This window comes from Stutzerimonas frequens (assembly GCF_024448335.1).
Lineage (GTDB): Bacteria > Pseudomonadota > Gammaproteobacteria > Pseudomonadales > Pseudomonadaceae > Stutzerimonas > Stutzerimonas frequens.
Window position 1 is genome coordinate 458,282 of record NZ_JAMOHM010000001.1, and the last position, 17,696, is coordinate 475,977.

The 17,696-nt window shown below is 66.5% G+C and carries 14 protein-coding genes; 5 read left to right on the plus strand and 9 right to left on the minus strand.

What is annotated here, in order from left to right; all coding sequences use genetic code 11:
- Positions 1-11: 11 nt before the first annotated feature.
- Together NAO55_RS02290 and NAO55_RS02295 are read right to left on the minus strand one after the other, a co-directional pair.
- The gene (locus tag NAO55_RS02290) at positions 12-2,747 is read right to left on the minus strand and encodes an AMP-binding protein (RefSeq protein ID WP_102839324.1); all 2,736 of its coding nucleotides are present in this window, start codon (positions 2,745-2,747) and stop codon (positions 12-14) included.
- Between the two features lie 148 nt (positions 2,748-2,895).
- Positions 2,896-3,828 carry a LysR substrate-binding domain-containing protein gene (locus tag NAO55_RS02295; protein WP_102839323.1) on the minus strand — a complete coding sequence of 311 codons (933 nt, stop codon included), beginning with the start codon at positions 3,826-3,828 and terminating at the stop codon, positions 2,896-2,898.
- 162 nt (positions 3,829-3,990) lie between these two features.
- Between NAO55_RS02295 and NAO55_RS02300 the strand changes: the two genes are divergently transcribed.
- Positions 3,991-5,415: an aspartate ammonia-lyase gene (locus NAO55_RS02300; protein WP_102839322.1), complete on the plus strand. Its 1,425-nt coding sequence runs from the start codon at positions 3,991-3,993 to the stop codon at positions 5,413-5,415.
- Positions 5,416-5,506: 91 nt separating this feature from the next.
- Positions 5,507-6,766 (plus strand): dicarboxylate/amino acid:cation symporter, encoded by a 1,260-nt coding sequence (locus tag NAO55_RS02305; protein ID WP_102839321.1) that lies wholly within the window; start codon positions 5,507-5,509, stop codon positions 6,764-6,766.
- A gap of 11 nt (positions 6,767-6,777) precedes the next feature.
- Here NAO55_RS02305 and NAO55_RS02310 read toward each other — a convergent pair whose 3' ends face one another.
- Positions 6,778-7,596: a helix-turn-helix domain-containing protein gene (locus NAO55_RS02310; RefSeq protein ID WP_102839320.1), complete on the minus strand. Its 819-nt coding sequence runs from the start codon at positions 7,594-7,596 to the stop codon at positions 6,778-6,780.
- A gap of 171 nt (positions 7,597-7,767) precedes the next feature.
- Between NAO55_RS02310 and NAO55_RS02315 the strand changes: the two genes are divergently transcribed.
- From NAO55_RS02315 to NAO55_RS02325, 3 genes are all read left to right on the plus strand, one after another.
- Positions 7,768-9,189 carry an alanine/glycine:cation symporter family protein gene (locus NAO55_RS02315; protein ID WP_102839673.1) on the plus strand — a complete coding sequence of 474 codons (1,422 nt, stop codon included), beginning with the start codon at positions 7,768-7,770 and terminating at the stop codon, positions 9,187-9,189.
- A 110-nt stretch (positions 9,190-9,299) separates the two neighbouring features.
- Positions 9,300-10,283, plus strand: coding sequence for an asparaginase (locus tag NAO55_RS02320; RefSeq protein ID WP_102839319.1), 984 nt, complete (start codon positions 9,300-9,302; stop codon positions 10,281-10,283).
- A gap of 119 nt (positions 10,284-10,402) precedes the next feature.
- Complete coding sequence (locus NAO55_RS02325; protein ID WP_102839318.1) at positions 10,403-11,212, plus strand: substrate-binding periplasmic protein; 810 nt, start codon at positions 10,403-10,405, stop codon at positions 11,210-11,212.
- Positions 11,213-11,215: 3 nt separating this feature from the next.
- Here NAO55_RS02325 and NAO55_RS02330 read toward each other — a convergent pair whose 3' ends face one another.
- From NAO55_RS02330 to NAO55_RS02355, 6 genes are all read right to left on the minus strand, one after another.
- Positions 11,216-11,914: a carbonic anhydrase gene (locus NAO55_RS02330; RefSeq protein ID WP_102839317.1), complete on the minus strand. Its 699-nt coding sequence runs from the start codon at positions 11,912-11,914 to the stop codon at positions 11,216-11,218.
- Between the two features lie 41 nt (positions 11,915-11,955).
- Positions 11,956-12,864: a glutaminase B gene (gene glsB / locus NAO55_RS02335; protein ID WP_102839316.1), complete on the minus strand. Its 909-nt coding sequence runs from the start codon at positions 12,862-12,864 to the stop codon at positions 11,956-11,958.
- Positions 12,865-12,929: 65 nt separating this feature from the next.
- Complete coding sequence (locus tag NAO55_RS02340) at positions 12,930-13,232, minus strand: P-II family nitrogen regulator (RefSeq protein ID WP_011911435.1); 303 nt, start codon at positions 13,230-13,232, stop codon at positions 12,930-12,932.
- A 1-nt stretch (position 13,233) separates the two neighbouring features.
- Positions 13,234-14,175 carry a sodium-dependent bicarbonate transport family permease gene (locus tag NAO55_RS02345; RefSeq protein WP_102839315.1) on the minus strand — a complete coding sequence of 314 codons (942 nt, stop codon included), beginning with the start codon at positions 14,173-14,175 and terminating at the stop codon, positions 13,234-13,236.
- Positions 14,176-14,364: 189 nt separating this feature from the next.
- Positions 14,365-16,179: a sodium-extruding oxaloacetate decarboxylase subunit alpha gene (gene oadA / locus NAO55_RS02350; protein WP_102839314.1), complete on the minus strand. Its 1,815-nt coding sequence runs from the start codon at positions 16,177-16,179 to the stop codon at positions 14,365-14,367.
- A 10-nt stretch (positions 16,180-16,189) separates the two neighbouring features.
- Entirely contained in the window at positions 16,190-17,605 is a 1,416-nt protein-coding gene (locus NAO55_RS02355; RefSeq protein WP_102839313.1) for an acetyl-CoA carboxylase biotin carboxylase subunit, read from the minus strand.
- Positions 17,606-17,696: the final 91 nt, after the last annotated feature.

A 17,696-nucleotide genomic window follows, 5' to 3' on the forward strand; every position in this document is an offset into this window, starting at 1 on the left:
CACGTACATGATCAGGGCACCAGGCCATCGCGCTCACCCGGCTCGGTCAGCGGCAACATCAAGCCACTCTGACCAGGCATCGCCGCAGCCGAATCCTCCAGCAGCGCGCGCAGTGGCGTGGCGATGGAGGCGGTGTAGTCCTTGACGCAGCGGTGATGGCCGCCGAGTACGTCGTAACTCTCGAAGCTGGTGCCCATGTCGCGCCAAGCCCGGCTGGTGTAGTCGGCCGAGAAGTACACCACCGGCGCGTCGATGCGTTCGGGCAGGTAACGCGCCATCACCAGCGAGTAGCGCAGAAAGCGCACCCGCACCTCGCGATCACGCGCCGTGGGTGGCGTCGGCACATGGCCGGCCAGGCGCTGGCGCACCATGCGCACGCTGCGCCGCGAGACTTTCCAGACCAGGTTGGCGATGCGCTTGGGATAGGGCCACTTGCTGGTCTCCCCGAAGCGACTGAGGGCCTCGTAGGCGCGGGCCAGGTGCATGTCCGGCAGCACGCGGTCGAGGCTGCGCAGAATGGCGCGCGACCAAGGCCGAACATTGGCGGTGGGCGGATCGATCAGCGCCACGATCTCCACCTCATGGCCTGCCTCGATCAGCAGGCGTGCGGCCTCGAAGGCCACCAGTGCGCCATTGCAGTAGCCGCCTATGCGATACGGCCCCTGCGCCTGACGCTCGAGGATCAGCGGCAGGCGCTCACGCGCCATCTGCTGCACCGACGCCGGTATCGGCTCGTTGGCCATGCCATGGGGGGCGATGGCGGTCAGCGGCTGCTGCGGGCCGAGCAGCCGAGCCAGGCGCCGGATGTAGTAGCCACCGTGGGCGAAATCACCGTGGAACCAGAACAGCGCCGTGCGCCCCGGCTGGGCGTTGAAATCGATGACCGGAATGACGTGGTTGGCAAGGTTTTCCAGACGCGCCGCCAGCTCGCGGGCGGTTTCGGCCTCGATCAGCAGTGATTCGGGAATCACCCGGCCGAGCATCTGCTCCAGCTCGGTGAGCATTTCGGTAGCCAGCAGCGAATCACCGCCGCTGTCGAGAAAGTTGTCCTCCGGGCCGACCGCCTCGGTCTTCAGCAGGCGCCGCCAGATGGCCAGCACGTCCTGCTCCAGCTGCGAAGCCGCGACCGCGCCGGTCGACAGGCGGGCACGCTCGTTGCGCTGCTGGACGTAGGCGTCAGCCAGGCGATGGCGCAGCACCTTGCCGGTCAACCCGCGCGGCAAGGCCTCGATGATCTGCACACGGCGTGGCACCTTGAAGTAGACCAGCTCGTCACGCAGGAAACGCTGCAGCTCGACACCCGTCACCTCCATTGCCGGACGCAGTACCACGGCCGCGGCGACGTCCTGGCCGAGGCGCTGATGGGGTACGCCGAACGCCGCGGCTTCCGCCACGGCCGGGTGGCGCAGCAGCGCGGCATCGACTTCCGAGAGGCTGACCTTTTCGCCACCGCGGTTGATCACCTCGCGCAGACGCCCGTGCAGGCGCAGGAAGCCTTCTTCATCGAGGCTGCCGATGTCGCCGGTGTGGAACCAGCCGTCGCGCAGCACCTCGCGGTTGAGCGCCTCGTCGCCGAGGTAGCCGGGCATCACCGTAACGCCACGCACGCGGATCTCGCCGCGCTCGCCAGGGGCGACCGACTGGCCGTCTTCGCCGACGATGCTCAGGGTCTCCGGCCAGGGCCGCCCGACCGTGCCGGCCTTGCGCACGTCCGGGGTGTTGGCGGCGATCTGCGCGGCCTCGCTGGAGCCGTAGTGCTCCAGCAGCGGGAGGCCCAGGATGCGCTCGAAGCTGTCGATGATCTCCTGCCCCAGCGGCGCGCCGCCGGATGAGGCGAAGCGCAGCCGTTGTGTGCTCAGCCCTTCGGGGTGCGCCCGGGCTGCCTCGAGAATCGCCAGGTGCAGTGCCGGACCGGCGGAATACCAGCTGGGGCGCAGACTTGCGAACCACTCGTGCAGGTCCACCACCGCCGGGCTGAGCGGAAAGGCGACGCTGCCGCCGGTGAGCAGCGGCGTGAGGATCGTGACCTTCAATCCGTGGGAGTAATAGGGCGCCGACACGCACAGGCAACGATCGCCGGCATCCAGGCCGAACCAGCGCTGCCACTTGCGTGCAGCGGTCAGCATGTTGCGATGGGTAAAGGGAATCAGCTTGGGCAGCGCCGTGGTGCCGGAGCTGCGCAGGATGAACGCCGGGGCATCTGGCTCAGGCAGCTCGTCCGGCGCCGGCTGCGCCGCAACCGGCATCGCAAGGCGCAGTGCCGGGCTGCCATCTTCCGCCGCTTCGGCACTGATCAGCAAGAGTCCGTGGCGCTCGGCGGCCGCGCGGCCCTGCTGGTCGCCATCGCTGCCGATCAGCAGGGCATCGAGCGGCAGCTGCTGGAGAAACTGGTCCAGCTCGGCCGGTCCGAGACGCGGATCGAGCGGTACGGCAACCGCGGAACAGGCGATGGCAATGATCGCGACCGCCGCCTGCGGCGCTTCCGGCAGCAATACACCGATCCGCGCGTCGCGGCCGAAACCGGCCAGGCGCAACTGGCGTTGGGTCCGCTCGATCATCTGCTGCAGGCCGCGATGGTCCAGCGGTGCGAAGCGGGTCGAAAGCACCGCCGCTCGATCGGGGGAGGCTTGCGCGATGCGGGTCAGCGCGGCATGCAGCGTGACGGGCGCGATGCTGGCGGTCGCCGGGGCGGGCATAACGAAGTCCGCCTCCGTAGCGGGGACGGTGGCGTCGGAGTCGTGGTTCACGGCTGTCTGTCCTTGGCTAGAGTCCGGGCCTGGCCATGGCTCGGATTGCTCAGCTAAGACAGTGTTGCAAGAAAAAGTTGCCCAGCGCCCCGCAACAAAATGTGTGCAGTTAACCGCTTGATGCGCTCAGTTGCCTGCGCAAAGTGCCCTAACCGGCGGCTTCGTCCGCCGCTCGCTGCGCGTCAACAGTGCGGTTTTCCAAGCGCCGCCAGAGCAGGCGCACCGCACCCTTGCGCATCAGCGAACAGCGGTAAAGGCGGATTTCCAGCGGTACCCGCCACTGCTCACCGCCGCAGATCGCCAGCTCGCCGCGCTCGAGCTCTGGCTCCACGCTCAGCCGCGGCACCCAGGCGATCCCCAGCCCCTGCAGCGCCATGCTTTTCAGGCTGTCGGCCATGGCTGTCTCGTAGACGGTGGTCGAACGCAGCGCGCGCTGGCGCAGCAGCAGGTTCACCGAACGGCCGAGAAAGGCGCCGGCGCTATAGGCCAGCAACGGCACGGTCTGGCCGCTGTCGACGTCGTACAGCGGCACGCCGTCGGCGCCGACTGCACAGACCGGCAGCATCTCGGTACGGCCCAGGTGCAGCGAAGGGAACAGCTCCGGGTCGAGCTGCAGCGCGGCATCCGGGTCGTAGTAGGCGAGGATCAGGTCGCAGCCGCCTTCGCGCAGCACATGCACCGCCTCGCCGACGTTGGTGGCGATCAGTCGGGTAGCCAGGTTCAGCCCATCGTTGCGCAGACCGGCGATCCACGCCGGGAAGAAGCCCAGCGCCAGCGAGTGCGCCGCGGAAATCTGCAGCACCTCGCCCTGCTGGCCCTCGACATGGTGCAGATGACGCACCACCTCGCCGAGCTGCTCGACCATGTTGCGTGCGCTGACCAGAAACAGCTGGCCTGCCTCCGTCAGTTCGATAGGTGTGCGTGAACGGTTGATCAGCTGCAGGCCCAGAGCCTCTTCCAGCGAACGGATGCGCCGACTGAACGCCGGCTGCGTGACGAAGCGGCGCTGCGCCGCCTGGGAGAAGCTGCGAGTCGCCGCGAGGGCGACGAAATCGTCCAGCCACTTGGTTTCCAGATTCATGTGAAAGGACCCTCATACGATGGCGACGAGCGGGAAGTCACACCAACATTATGCCGTTTCGGCATGAGCCAGCCATCAACGGCATTGGCCTCGAACAGGCCGCAGACCTTACTTTAGGCGCACTGCAGCACTGACTGCGTCTATCCGAGCCACGTCACCATCATGTCCGAAGTTGCATCATCGCGAATCGAAAAAGACCTGCTTGGCACCCTCCCCGTTCCTTCCGACGCCTACTACGGCATCCAGACCCTGCGCGCCTTGCACAACTTCCGCCTCTCCGGCGTGGCGTTGTCGCATTACCCCAAACTGATCGTTGCCCTGGCGATGGTCAAGCAGGCCGCCGCAGACGCCAACCGCGAGCTGGGCTACTTGCCCGAAGCCAAGCACGTGGCGATCAGCCAGGGCTGCGCACGACTGATTCGCGGCGAATTCCACGAGCAGTTCGTGGTGGACATGATCCAGGGCGGCGCCGGTACCTCGACCAACATGAACGCCAACGAGGTGATCGCCAACCTCGGTCTTGAGGCCATGGGCCACGCCAAGGGCGAGTACCAGCATCTGCACCCGAACAACGACGTGAACATGGCGCAGTCCACCAACGACGCCTATCCCACCGCGATTCGCCTGGGCCTCCTGCTCGGCCACGACACCCTGCTGGCCAGCCTGGACAGCCTCTGCGAAGCGTTGACCGGCAAGGGTCACGCCTTCGCCCATGTGCTGAAGATGGGCCGCACCCAGCTGCAGGACGCGGTGCCGATGACCCTCGGCCAGGAATTCCACGCCTTCGCCACCACCCTCGGCGAGGATCTGCAGCACCTGCGCCGCTTCGCCCCGGAGCTGCTGCTGGAAGTGAACCTCGGCGGCACCGCCATCGGCACCGGCATCAATGCCGACCCGCGCTACCAGGCCATCGCCGTGCAGCGCCTGGCCGAGATCAGCGGCCAGCCGCTGCGCCAGGCCGCCGACCTGATCGAGGCCACCTCGGACATGGGTTCGTTCGTGCTGTTCTCCGGCATGCTCAAGCGCCTGGCGGTGAAGCTGTCGAAGATCTGCAACGACCTGCGCCTGCTCTCCAGCGGCCCGCGCACCGGCTTCAACGAGATCAACCTGCCGCCGCGCCAGCCGGGCAGCTCGATCATGCCGGGCAAGGTCAACCCGGTGATCCCGGAAGCGGTCAACCAGGTCGCCTTCGAAGTGATCGGCAATGACCTGGCGCTGACCATGGCCGCCGAGGGCGGGCAGCTGCAGCTCAACGTCATGGAACCGTTGATCGCCTACAAGCTGTTCGATTCGATCCGCCTGCTGCAGCGCGCCATGGACATGCTGCGCGAGCACTGCATCGAAGGCATCACCGCCAACGAAGATCGCTGCCGCGAGCTGATGGAAAGCTCCATCGGCCTGATCACCGCGCTGAACCCCTACATCGGCTACGACAACAGCACCCGCCTGGCCCGCGAGGCACTGCTCGGCGGCCGTAGCGTGCTGCAGCTGGTGCGCGAAGAGCGGCTACTGGACGAGGCCATGCTGGCCGAGATCCTGCGCCCGGAAAACATGATCGCGCCACGCCTGGCCCCGCTGGCGGTGTGATCGCTCCCCTGCGCCCGACTCCGACGTCGGGCGCTCGCTTTACGGGCCGCCAGCCCGGCCCGTTCGCACAATAAAAACAACAGGAAGACCCATGACTCAGAGTACGACCCTCTCCGCTCCCCTGCGCCTGCTCGTCCGCCTGCCGCTCTGGCAGCAGATCCTCATCGGCCTGGCCCTCGGCGTCGCCGCCGGCATGGCCTTCGGCGCAGACGCGCAGCTGCTGGCACCGATCGGCACGCTGTTTCTCAATGCGATCAAGATGCTAATCGTGCCGCTGGTGTTCGTTTCGCTGGTGGCCGGCATCACCTCGATGCAGGACAGCGCCAAGCTCGGCCGCATCAGTCTCAAGACCATCGTCATCTACCTGGTGACCACCGCCTTCGCGGTCAGCATCGGCCTGCTGTTCGGCGCGCTGTTCAGCCCCGGCGAAGGGATGAACATGGTCGCCAGCGGCAGCGAGCAGGCCAAGCAGGCGCCCTCGCTGGTGTCCATTCTGGTCGGTCTGGTGCCGTCCAACCCGGTCACCGCCTTCGCCGAGGGCAATATCCTGCAGATCACCGTCTTCGCCATCGCCCTGGGCGTAAGCATCAACCTGATCGGCGAGCGCGGCGCGCCGGCGGTGCGCCTGTTCGATGCGCTGGCCGAGACCTTCTACAAGCTCACCGACCTGGTGATGCGCGTCGCGCCGATCGGCGTGTTCGCCCTGACCGCCGGCGTGGTCGGCAGCCACGGTGCCGAAGTACTGCTGCCGCTGGCGGGCGTGATCGGGGTGATCTACCTGGCCAGCATCGCCCATGTACTGCTGGTTTATGGCGGCCTGCTCGGCCTGCTGGCACGGCTCAATCCGCTGCGCTTCTTCCAGGGCATCGCCCCGGCGCTGGCGGTGGCCTTCAGCACCTCGAGCAGCTCCGGCACCCTGCCGGTGTCCATCGAATGCGCACGCAAGAACCTCGGCGTATCCGAGGGCGTCGCAGGGTTCGTGCTACCGGTGGGCGCGACGATCAACATGGACGGCACGGCGATCTACCAGGGCGTGCTCGCACTGTTCATCGCCCAGGCCTTTGGCATCGACCTCAGCGCCGGGCAGTACGTGATGATCATCCTCACCGCGACGCTGGCCTCCATCGGCACCGCCGGCATCCCCGGCGCCGGACTGATCATGCTCGGCCTGGTACTCACCGCCGCCGGCCTGCCGCTGGAAGGCGTCGCGCTGATTGCCGGGATCGACCGCATCCTCGACATGGCCCGCACCACGGTGAACGTCGCCGGCGACCTGATGACCACCACGCTGGTCGGTCGCAGCGAGCAGGAACTCGACCGTGCGGTGTACGACAGCAGCGCCAAGGAGTGAAGGCGCGCCGGCTAGTCGATCTGGAACAGCCCCACCTCCACGCGCGGTGTCGCCAGGCGCTCGCGAATGCCCGGATCGATGCGCGGGTCGTCCGGGCTGTAGAGCATCACCTGGCGATAGGCGCTGACCCGGTTGATCTCGCGCCCCAGGTACTCCCAGACCACCGAGGTACAGGCCGGGGTGCGACGGTCGCCGGAGGAGACGCCGGTCTTCAGGCCGTTGAGGCGGGTGATGCGACTCTTGAAACTGGGGATGAGGATGGTCTGGCTCATCTCGTTGAGCGTCAGCGATTCGTAATCGATCAGGAACAGCCGGTCCTGCAGGCCGAAGGCGGCGCCCAGATAACGACAGCGCACCCAGTCCTCGGCCTGGCCGAGGGTAGGGCTGGCGCGTTCCTGGCGCTCCTGGCGCTCGAACAGGTACAGGCCGTTTTCCTCGCGCAGATGCACCAGGGAGATCAGCACGCTGCCCGGCACCGACATGCAGTTGGCGTATTCGAAGTAGTAGCCGCAATAACGCGACAGGCTGGTGGTCTGGTCGCGCAACGGCTGCAGCAGGGCCAACAACGGATCGGTCCGCGGCAGCGCCTGGGCTTCCGGATGGCGGGCGCCGACCAGCCGGGCGAACTGTTCGGGCGGCATTTCCAGCTCGTAGCCCTCGACGCCGAAGAAGTCGCCAATGCGCTTGAGATTGAACGGCGTCGGCCGGCTCTGCCCACCCAGGTACTTGTTGAACTGGGCGCGGTTGATAGCGAGCTTGCGACACACCTCGGCGATGGAACGGTAATGGCCGCACAGCAGCTTGAGATTTTCAGCAAAGTGGGAGGTCACAGGAGATGGCCCTGATCTGGCGCGAGTGGCGCCATTGTAGCATCAGGTCGCGCCACATCGCGGCCAGCCGCGAAATTGCTCCGCACGCCCTGCTGTTGAAACATCCCCCGCTTGCACGGCGCAGCGGCGCGCGCCGGACGCCCTAACAACGACAACAAGGTGAACATCGCCATGCTCGACCTTCTCAACGACCTTATCTGGAGCAAACTGCTGATCGTCATGCTGATCGGCCTGGGTCTGCTCTTCACCATCCGTTCCGGCTTCGTCCAGTTCCGCTATTTCGGCAACATGTTCACGATCTTCGGCCACGCCTTCGAGCGGCAGCCGGGGCAGCTCTCCTCCTTCCAGGCGCTGATGCTCTCGGTCGCCGGCCGCGTCGGTGCAGGCAACATCGCCGGCGTCTCGGTGGCGATCATGCTCGGCGGCCCGGGCGCGATCTTCTGGATGTGGGTGGTGGCCCTGGTGGGCATGGCGACCAGCTACTTCGAGTGCTCGCTGGCCCAGCTGTACAAGCGCCGCGAGCCCGACGGCACCTACCGCGGCGGCCCGGCCTTCTACATCCAGCACGGTCTTGGCCAGCGCTGGCTGGGCATCGTCGTCTCGATCCTGCTGCTGATGACCTTCGGCTTCGGCTTCAACGCCGTGCAGTCCTTCACCGTCGCCAGCTCGCTGCATGACACCTTCGGCGTACCCACCGTGGCCAGCGGCATCGCCCTGACTCTGGTGATCGGCGGCATCATCTTCGGCGGCATCCGCCGTATCGCCAAATGGGCCGACGTGCTGGTGCCGGTCATGGCCTTCTCCTATCTGGCCATGGCGCTGTTCGTCATCGGCAGCAACATCGGCGCGGTGCCGGAGACCTTCGGCCTGATCTTCCGCAGCGCCTTCGGCCTCGAGCAGGCCTTCGCTGGCGGCATCGGCGCGGCGATTCTGATGGGCGTCAAGCGCGGCCTGTTCTCCAACGAGGCGGGCCTGGGCAGTGCGCCGAACGTCGCCGCGGTGGCCGAGGTCAAGCACCCGGTGGCGCAGGGCATCGTGCAGTCGCTGTCGGTGTTCATCGACACCATCATCCTGTGCAGCTGCACCGCGCTGATCATCCTGCTCTCCGGCGTCTACGAGCCGGGCATGGACCAGGCCGGCGTGGTGCTGACCCAGACCGCCGTCGCCGCCGTCGTCGGCGAGTGGGGCCGGGTGTTCGTCAGCGTCGCGCTGCTGCTGTTCGTGTTCACCACGCTGATCTACAACTACTACCTGGGCGAGAACGCGCTGGGCTTCTTCACCGAGAAGCGCACCCCGGTGGTGATCTACCGCGTGCTGGTGATCATCCTCGTGCTCTGGGGTTCTGTGCAGGACCTGGGCACCGTGTTCGCCTTCGCCGACGTCACCATGGGCCTTCTGGCCATCGCCAACCTGATCGCCGTGGCCCTGCTGTTCAAGGTCGGCCTGCGCCTGATGCGCGACTATGACCGACAGGTCCGCGCCGGCATCGAGCAACCGGTGCTCGATCCGAAGGACTTCGCCGACCTGGACCTCGACCCGGCCGTTTGGCAGGCCAACGCGCCAGCCACGACGGATGCCTCCTCGCGCCACTGACAGCGCGACGCGACAGCCGGACACCCGCCGCTCCGTTAACATGCGGCGGCGGGTGCCAGCCCTACCCGCCTTATTTTTTCGACGGCTGCGCCGACGAGCGAGGAGCGTGCGTGAACCCATCTATTCAACGTCTGCTGGTGCTCTACACCGGCGGCACCATCGGCATGCAGCAAAGCGCCGCCGGGCTGCTGCCGGCCTCCGGCTTCGAAGCCCGCATGCGCGAGCAGCAGGCGCACGAGGCCGGGCCGCTGCCGGACTGGACCTTCCACGAACTGCAGCCGCTGCTGGACAGCGCCAACATGCAGCCGCGCCACTGGCTGCAGATGGCCGAAAGCATCCGCAGCGCGGTGACGGTGGACGGCTGCGATGCGGTCCTGCTGCTGCATGGCACCGATACCCTGGCATACAGCGCCGCCGCGCTGTCCTTCCTGCTGCTCGACCTGCCGGTACCGGTGCTGCTCACCGGTGCCATGCTGCCGGCCGGCAGCGAGGGCAGTGACGCCTGGCCCAATCTGTTCGGCGCCATGCGCGCCCTGCAGGCCGGGCAGGTGCAAGGTGTGCAGCTGTACTTCAACGGTGCGCTGCTGCACGGTGCGCGGGTCAGCAAGCTGCGCAGCGAAGCCTTCGATGCCTTCGCCGAAGCGCCGCGCCAGCGCCTGGCAGCGGTCACAACCGAGCGAGCGCCGGCATTGCTGCCGCAGCGCTCGGCGCAGGTCATGGTGCTGCCGCTATATCCCGGTGTCGGCGCGGCCCAGGTCCAGGCGCTGGTGGCCAGCGGTGCCCAGGCGCTGCTGCTGGAATGCTACGGCAGCGGCACCGGGCCGGCGGACGACGTCGATTTCATCGCGGCGCTGCGCCAGGCGCACCGCCAGGGCGTGGTGCTGGCGGCAATCAGCCAGTGCCCGGGCGGCCATGTGGATTTCGGCGTCTATGCCGCCGGCAGCGCGCTGCGTGATGCCGGGCTGATCTCCGGCGGCGGCATGACCCGCGAAGCGGCGCTGGGCAAGCTGTTCGCCCTGCTCGCCGCCGGCCTCGATCAGGCCCAGGTGGAACACTGGTTCGGCCGCGATCTGTGCGGCGAAATGGCCGGCTGAACAGCCAGAAAATGCGCGCTGCCCCGCATGGCAGGCGCAGCTGGCTGGCAGTGTGCCCGCCGCACCACTACCCTTGCTTACGCCGACAACAACAAGAAAAGCGTCAAGGAGCCGATGCCATGGCCAGATCCGGTACCACCGGGGCGCTGTTCGCCCTGCTCATCGGTGCAGCATTCGCCGCCCAGGCCGAACTGCCCGCCAATTACGAAATCACCCTGCAAACCGACAGCTTCCCGCCCTTCAACATGGGCCCCAACAGCAAGACCTTCGCCCGCGGTGACAACATCGAAGGCATCGGCACCGATACGGTGCGCGACATCTTCCGCCGCGCCGGCATCGCCTACAACCTGACCCTGCGCGGCCCCTGGAGCCGACTCTACGAGCAGACCCAGCAGCAGCCCGCCCATGGTCTGTTCTCGGTGGCGCGCACGCCGCAGAACGCCGGTCAGTTCAAGTGGGTCGGGCCCCTGGCGCACCACGACAGCGTGCTGCTGGCGCCCGCCGGCAATGGCCTGAGGCTCGACAGTCTTGCCCAGGCCCGAGGCTATCGGGTCGGCGCACATAGCGCCGGTAGCGTCAGCCTGTATCTGGAGAGCCAGAACCTGGACGTCAGCAACAGCCTCAACGATGCCGAGAACCTGCGCAAATTGATGACCGGGCGGATCGACCTGTGGGCGGCGGCCGATCCGGTGTGGCGCTATCACGCCCGACAGCAGGGCATCGACGAGAGCCAGCTGCAGGTCGTGCTGAGCTATCGCAGCGAACCGCTGTACCTGGCGCTGAGCCCCGACACCCCGGACGAGGTCATAAGCCGCCTGCAGAAGGCCCTGGACGAGGTGATCGCCGAGGGCTATGCCGGTTGCAGCAAGACACCGGACCTGTGCTACCTGATCCAGCACCGCGGCAAGGCACTGGCCGGCAACCGCTGAGCCTCAGCTCGCGCGGTAGCGCGGCCGCGGCGTCGCCATCGGCAGCGGTCCGTCGCCGATCACCCGCCACTCGCCGCGCTCGGCATCGTATGCGCGGATCTCGCTGGTTTCGATGTCGTACAGCCAGCCATGGATGAACAGCTCGCCACTGGCCAGCCGTGCGGCAACCGACGGGTGCGTGCGCAGGTGGTCGAGCTGCGCCACGACATTCTCCTGGGTGAGGATGCCGAGGGTGTTGTGGTCGGCGCAGCCGCAGTTCTGCTCGACGACGATCTTCGCCACCTCGGCATGGCGCAGCCAGCCCTTCACCGTGGGCATGCGTTTCAGCTCGGCTGGATTGAGCACCGCCTTCATCGCCCCGCAGTCGGAATGCCCACAGACGATGATGTGCTGCACGCCGAGCGCCATGACGGCGAATTCGATGGCGGTCGAGACACCACCGTTCATCTGCCCGTAGGGCGGTACCACGTTGCCGACGTTCCGCGTGACGAACAGATCGCCCGGTGAGCTCTGGGTGATCAGCTCGGGGATGATCCGGGAATCGGCGCAGGTGATGAACATGGCCCTTGGCGTCTGCTCATGGGCCAGCTTCTTGAACAGCTCGCGCTGCTCGGGATACACCTCTTCGCGAAAGCGCCGCACGCCGGTGACGATCTGTTCGAGGGCCTCCTCGGCGGTTTCACTTCTCCTGTCGTCACTCATGTCGCTTCTCTCCAATGGTTATAGGTGATGGGCCGCTGCCGTCAGAAGACGGACCAGCCGATGCGCTGCGAGAGCGCCTCGAGTGCGGCCATGCCGATCAGCGAATTGCCGGCGGCGTTGAGTTCCGGGGACCAGACGCAGACGCTGAAGCGCCCGGGCACCACCGCGACGATGCCGCCGCCGACGCCGCTCTTGCCGGGCAGACCGACCCGGTAGGCGAAGTTGCCGGCCTCGTCGTAGAGGCCACTGGTGGCCATGATGGCGTTGACCTGCTTGGTCTGGCGCGGCGAGAGCACGGCCTCGCCGCCCTGCGGACAGATGCCGTCGCGGGCGAGGAAGCCGAACGCTCGGGCCAGATCGACGCAGTTCATGCGCAGCGCGCAATGATGAAAGTAGCTGCGCAGCACCGCCTCGACGTCGTTATGGAAGTTGCCGAAGGCCTGCATCAGGTAGGCCATGGCGGCGTTGCGTGCGCGATGCTGGTATTCGGACTCGGCGACCTTGGTGTCCGAGACGATCAGCGGGTTGCCCGACAGGTGCCGGACGAAGTCGCGCATCGACAGCTCCGGAGTGGCGAAGCGTGACTGGTTGACGTCGCAGATCACCAGCGCGCCGGCGTTGATGAACGGGTTGCGCGGGCGGCCGCGCTCGAATTCCAGCTGCACCAGCGAATTGAACGGCTGCCCGGACGGCTCGTGACCGAGACGCGCCCACAGCGACTCGCCCCGATGGCCGATGGCCTGCACCAGGCTGAACACCTTGGAGATGCTCTGGATCGAAAACGGCGTCCGCGCATCGCCGGCCTCGAACAATTCGCCCTCGGCGCTGCACACGGCAATCCCCAGCTGGTCGGCTGGCACGTCGGCCAGCGCCGGAATGTAGTCAGCCACACGGCCGCGCCCGAGCAGCGGGCGTACTTCGTCGAGAATCTCCTGCAGCAGGGCGTGCATCGGCAGCTCCGTCGGTTCCTGGTCGAGGATGGACGCCCGCCGGCCAGGCGGCATCACAGCGCGGATCAGAACTTCTCCGGGCGCAGCACTTCCACCTCGCTGAGGTAGCAGACCATGGCGAAATTCGCGTAGTAGCGCGCCTGCAGGTGCTCGGCGATGCGCTCGGCGACGTCGCGACTGCAGATCACTTCCAGGCGGATGTTGCCATCGGTCTCCCAGCCGGCGCTGCGGACGCCGCGACTGCCGCTGCCGCGGGCATCGGACAGCGTCCAGCCCGGAGCGCCGAGGGTTTTCAGGTCGGCCTCCAGCTTGTGTTCCAGAGCCGCTTCGCAGATCACGGTCAGCAGTGTTCGGTTGTGCGCGTTCATGTCAGAACCCCCAGGCGATCAGCCGCTCGGCCAGGGCCAGGTAGAGCGGAATACCGATCAGGATGTTGAACGGAAAGGTGATGCCCAGCGACGCGGTCAGCGACAGCGACGGATTGGCCTCCGGCACCGCCAGACGCATCGCTGCCGGCACCGCGATGTAGGACGCACTCGCGGCCAGCGTGGCGAGCATCGCCGTGCCGCCCAGCGAAAGCCCCATGAAGCGCGCCAGCAGAGCGCCGATCAGCGCACCGATCAGCGGCATGACCAGTGCGAAGGCAGCCAGCTTGGCACCGTAGCGTTTGAGCGAGCCGAGTTGCCCGGAGGCGATCAGGCCCATCTCCAGCAGGAAGAACGCCAGTACCGGTTTGAACATACTGGTGTACAAGGGTTCGAGGGGTTTGATCGCCTCCTTGCCGGCAATGGCGCCGATCAGCAGGCCGCCGAGCAGCAGCATGATGCTCTTGCCGAGGAAGATCTCGCGGCCCAGCTCCTTCCAGTCGGTGTCCTTCGACACACCCTTGGCCAGCAGGATGCCCACCAGGATCGCCGGGATCTCGAGGATCGCCACGAACAGCGGCATGTAGCTTTCGAAGAACACCTCGCGCGCCGCCAGGTACGCCACCACCACGGCGAAGGTACCGGCGCTCACCGACCCGTAGTGCGCCGCCACCGCCGCGGCGTTGACCCTATCGAAGCGCAGGCCGCGCAGCAGGCCGAACGCCAGGATCGGCAGCAGCACACCCAGCGCCAGCACCAGCAGCGACTGGCCAAGCAACGCGGCACTGGCCTGCTCGGCCAGCTCCACCCCGCCATGCAGACCGATCGCCAGCAAGAGCACGATCGACAGCGTCTCGTACAGCGCTGGTGGCAACTTCAACTCGCTCTTCACCAGCCCGGCTAACAGGCCGAAGACGAAGAACAGCACTACCGGGTCGATACCCATCTAGATTCTCCACAGCTCGGAAATTGAACCGCTCCCTGGCATCCACAGGCTCGAAAAAAAGGAGCCGCTGGGGCTCCCAAAGGGGACACATTGCCAGCGCGCTACGTTCCGCCGCCCGCTACAGCGCGCGGGCAGGCGGATCGAAACGACGCTGGCGTGGCGCGATCGGCTCGCCACGCCACCCTTCACTCAGCCCTCGATCTCTATCAAGACTTCTCCCGGGTTCACCCGGTCACCTTTAGCGACGTGAACGGCCTTCACGGTGCCGGCGATCGGTGCCTGGATCTCGGTCTCCATCTTCATCGCCTCGCTGACCAGCACCGTCTGCCCGGCCTTCACCGCATCGCCGACGGCGACCAGCACGTCGACCACGTTGCCCGGCATGGTGGTGCTGACGTCACCCGGCGCGCTGGCCTGCTTGCGCCCGCTGCCGCCACCGCCGACGAAAGCGTTCAACGGCTCGAACACCACTTCCTCCGGCATGCCGTCGATGGACAGGTAGAAGTGCCGCTTGCCCTCGCCCTTGACGCCGACACCGGTGATGTCGACACGGTAGCTCTCGCCGTGGACATCGATGACGAACTCGGTCGGCGTACCTTCGACGCTGGCCGCCGCGACATTGCCATCGGGAATCGGCAGCAGCACTTCCGGCTGCAACGTGCCTGCCTCGCGCTCCTCGAGGAACTTGCGGCCGATGTCCGGGAACATGGCGAAGGTCAGCACGTCTTCTTCGCTCTTGGCCAGTCCGCCGATGTCCTTGCGCAGCTTGTCCAGCTCCGGCGCCAGCAGGTCGGCCGGGCGGCATTCGATGACCTCCTCGCTACCGATGGCCTGGAAGCGCAGGTGCTCGCACACCGGCGCCGGCGCCTTGCCGTAGCGCCCCTGCAGGTAGTACTTCACCTCGGTGGTGATGGTCTTGTAGCGCTCACCGGCGAGCACGTTGAAGAACGCCTGGGTGCCGACGATCTGCGAGGTCGGGGTAACCAGCGGTGGGTAGCCGAGATCCTTGCGCACCTTGGGGATCTCGGCCAGCACTTCATCCATACGGTGCAGCGCGCCCTGCTCCTTGAGCTGGTTGGCGAGGTTGGAAATCATCCCGCCGGGCACCTGGTTCACCTGCACACGGGTGTCGACGCCGGTGAATTCGCTTTCGAACTGGTGGTACTTCTTGCGCACGGCGTAGAAGTACAGACCGATCTCCTGCAGCAGCTCCAGATCGAGGCCGGTGTCGTATGGCGTGCCGCGCAGCGCGGCGACCATGGACTCGGTGCCCGGATGGCTGGTGCCCCAGGCCATGCTGGAGATGGCGGTGTCGATGCGATCGGCGCCGTTCTCCACGGCCTTGAGCTGGCACATGCTGGCGACGCCAGCGGTGTCGTGGGAGTGGATCACCACATCCAGCTCGGGCAGTGCGGCCTTCAGCGCCTTGACCAGTTCGCCCGTGGCATAAGGGGTCAGCAGGCCGGCCATGTCCTTGATGGCGATGGAGTCGACGCCCATGGCCGCCATCTGCCGTGCCTGCTCGACGAACGCCTCGGTGGTGTGCACCGGGCTGGTGGTGTAGGCGATGGTGCCCTGAGCGTGCTTGCCGCTCTTCTTCACCGCACGGATGGCGGTTTCCAGGTTCCGCACGTCGTTCATCGCATCGAAGATGCGGAACACGTCGATGCCGTTCTCTGCCGCCTTGGCAACGAATGCCTCGACCACATCGTCGCTGTAGTGGCGGTAGCCGAGCAGGTTCTGCCCGCGCAGCAGCATCTGCAGGCGGGTATTGGGCAGCGCAGCCTTGAGCTGACGCAGGCGCTCCCAGGGATCTTCCTTGAGGAAGCGCACGCAGGCATCGAAGGTGGCGCCGCCCCAGACTTCCAGCGACCAGTAGCCGACGCGGTCGAGCTTGTCGCAGATCGGCAGCATGTCTTCGGTGCGCATGCGGGTGGCCAGCAGCGACTGATGGGCGTCACGCAGGATGGTGTCGGTGACGGAGATTTTCTTCTGGACGGTCATGGTGCGTTCCTCACAGGCCTGCGTGGGCGGCGATGGCGGCGGCGATGGCCAGGGCCAGTTCGCCCGGCTTGCGTTTGATCGAGTAGTTCAGCAGTTCCGGATGGTTGTCGACGAAGCTGGTGTTGAACTGGCCGCTGCGGAAATCCGGGTTGGCGAGAATCTGCTGGTAGTAGGTGGCGGTGGTCTTCACGCCCTGCACGCGCATGTCGTCCAGTGCACGCGACCCCCGGGCCAGCGCCTCTTCCCAGGTCAGCGCCCAGACCACCAGCTTCAGGCACATGGAGTCGTAATACGGTGGGATGGTGTAACCGGTGTAGATCGCCGTGTCGGTGCGCACGCCGGGGCCACCGGGCGCGTAGTAGCGGGTGATCTTGCCGAAGCAGGGCAGAAAGTTGTTGCGCGGGTCTTCGGCGTTGATGCGGAACTGCAGGGAGAAGCCGCGATGCTGGATGTCCTCCTGCTTGACCGATAGCGGCTGGCCCGAAGCGATGCGGATCTGCTCGCGAACGATATCGATACCGGTGATTTCCTCGGTGATGGTGTGCTCCACCTGCACCCGGGTGTTCATCTCCATGAAGTACACCTCGCCATCGGCGAGCAGAAACTCCACGGTACCGGCGTTCTCGTAGCCCACCGCCTTGGCCGCGCGCACGGCCAGGTCGCCGATATAGGCGCGCTGCTCGGGGGTGAGCTGCGGGCTCGGCGCGATCTCGATGAGCTTCTGGTTGCGCCGCTGGATCGAGCAGTCGCGCTCGAACAGGTGCACGGTGTTGCCGAAGCTGTCGGCGAGCACCTGCGCCTCGATGTGCTTGGGTTCGACGATGCACTTTTCCAGGAACACCTCGGCGCTGCCGAAGGCCTTGGTCGCCTCGGAGATCACCCGTGGATAGGCCGATTCCAGCTCTGCCCGCGAATTGCAGCGGCGAATGCCGCGGCCGCCACCGCCGGAGGTGGCCTTGAGCATCACCGGGTAACCGATGCGCTCGGCTTCGCGCAGCGCCTCGGCGAGGTCCTTGACGTTGCCTTCGGTGCCCGGCGTGACCGGCACGCCGGCCTTGATCATGCTGCGCCGGGCTTCGGTCTTGTCGCCCATGCGACGAATCACTTCGGCGCTGGGGCCGACGAACTTGATTCCACGTTCGGCGCAGATATCCGCCAGTTCCGCATTTTCGGAGAGGAAACCATAGCCCGGATGCAAAGCATCGCAGCCGGTTTCCACCGCCAAATTGACCAGCTTGCGCGGGTTCAGGTAGCCGGCCAGCGGGTCCTCGCCGATGAAATAGGCTTCGTCGGCGCGCTTGACGTGCAGCGCATGGCGGTCGGCTTCGGAGAACACCGCCACCGAGCGAACGCCCATTTCGGCACAGGCGCGGACGATGCGTACCGCGATTTCCCCGCGGTTGGCGATCAGCAGCTTCTTGATCACGCTGTCTTCCCTCGGATCGTTGAGCAGGCGACCCGCGAGCGGGTCATGATCACTCGCATTTGCAACGAGTCATTTCACCCTACGCCCGTGA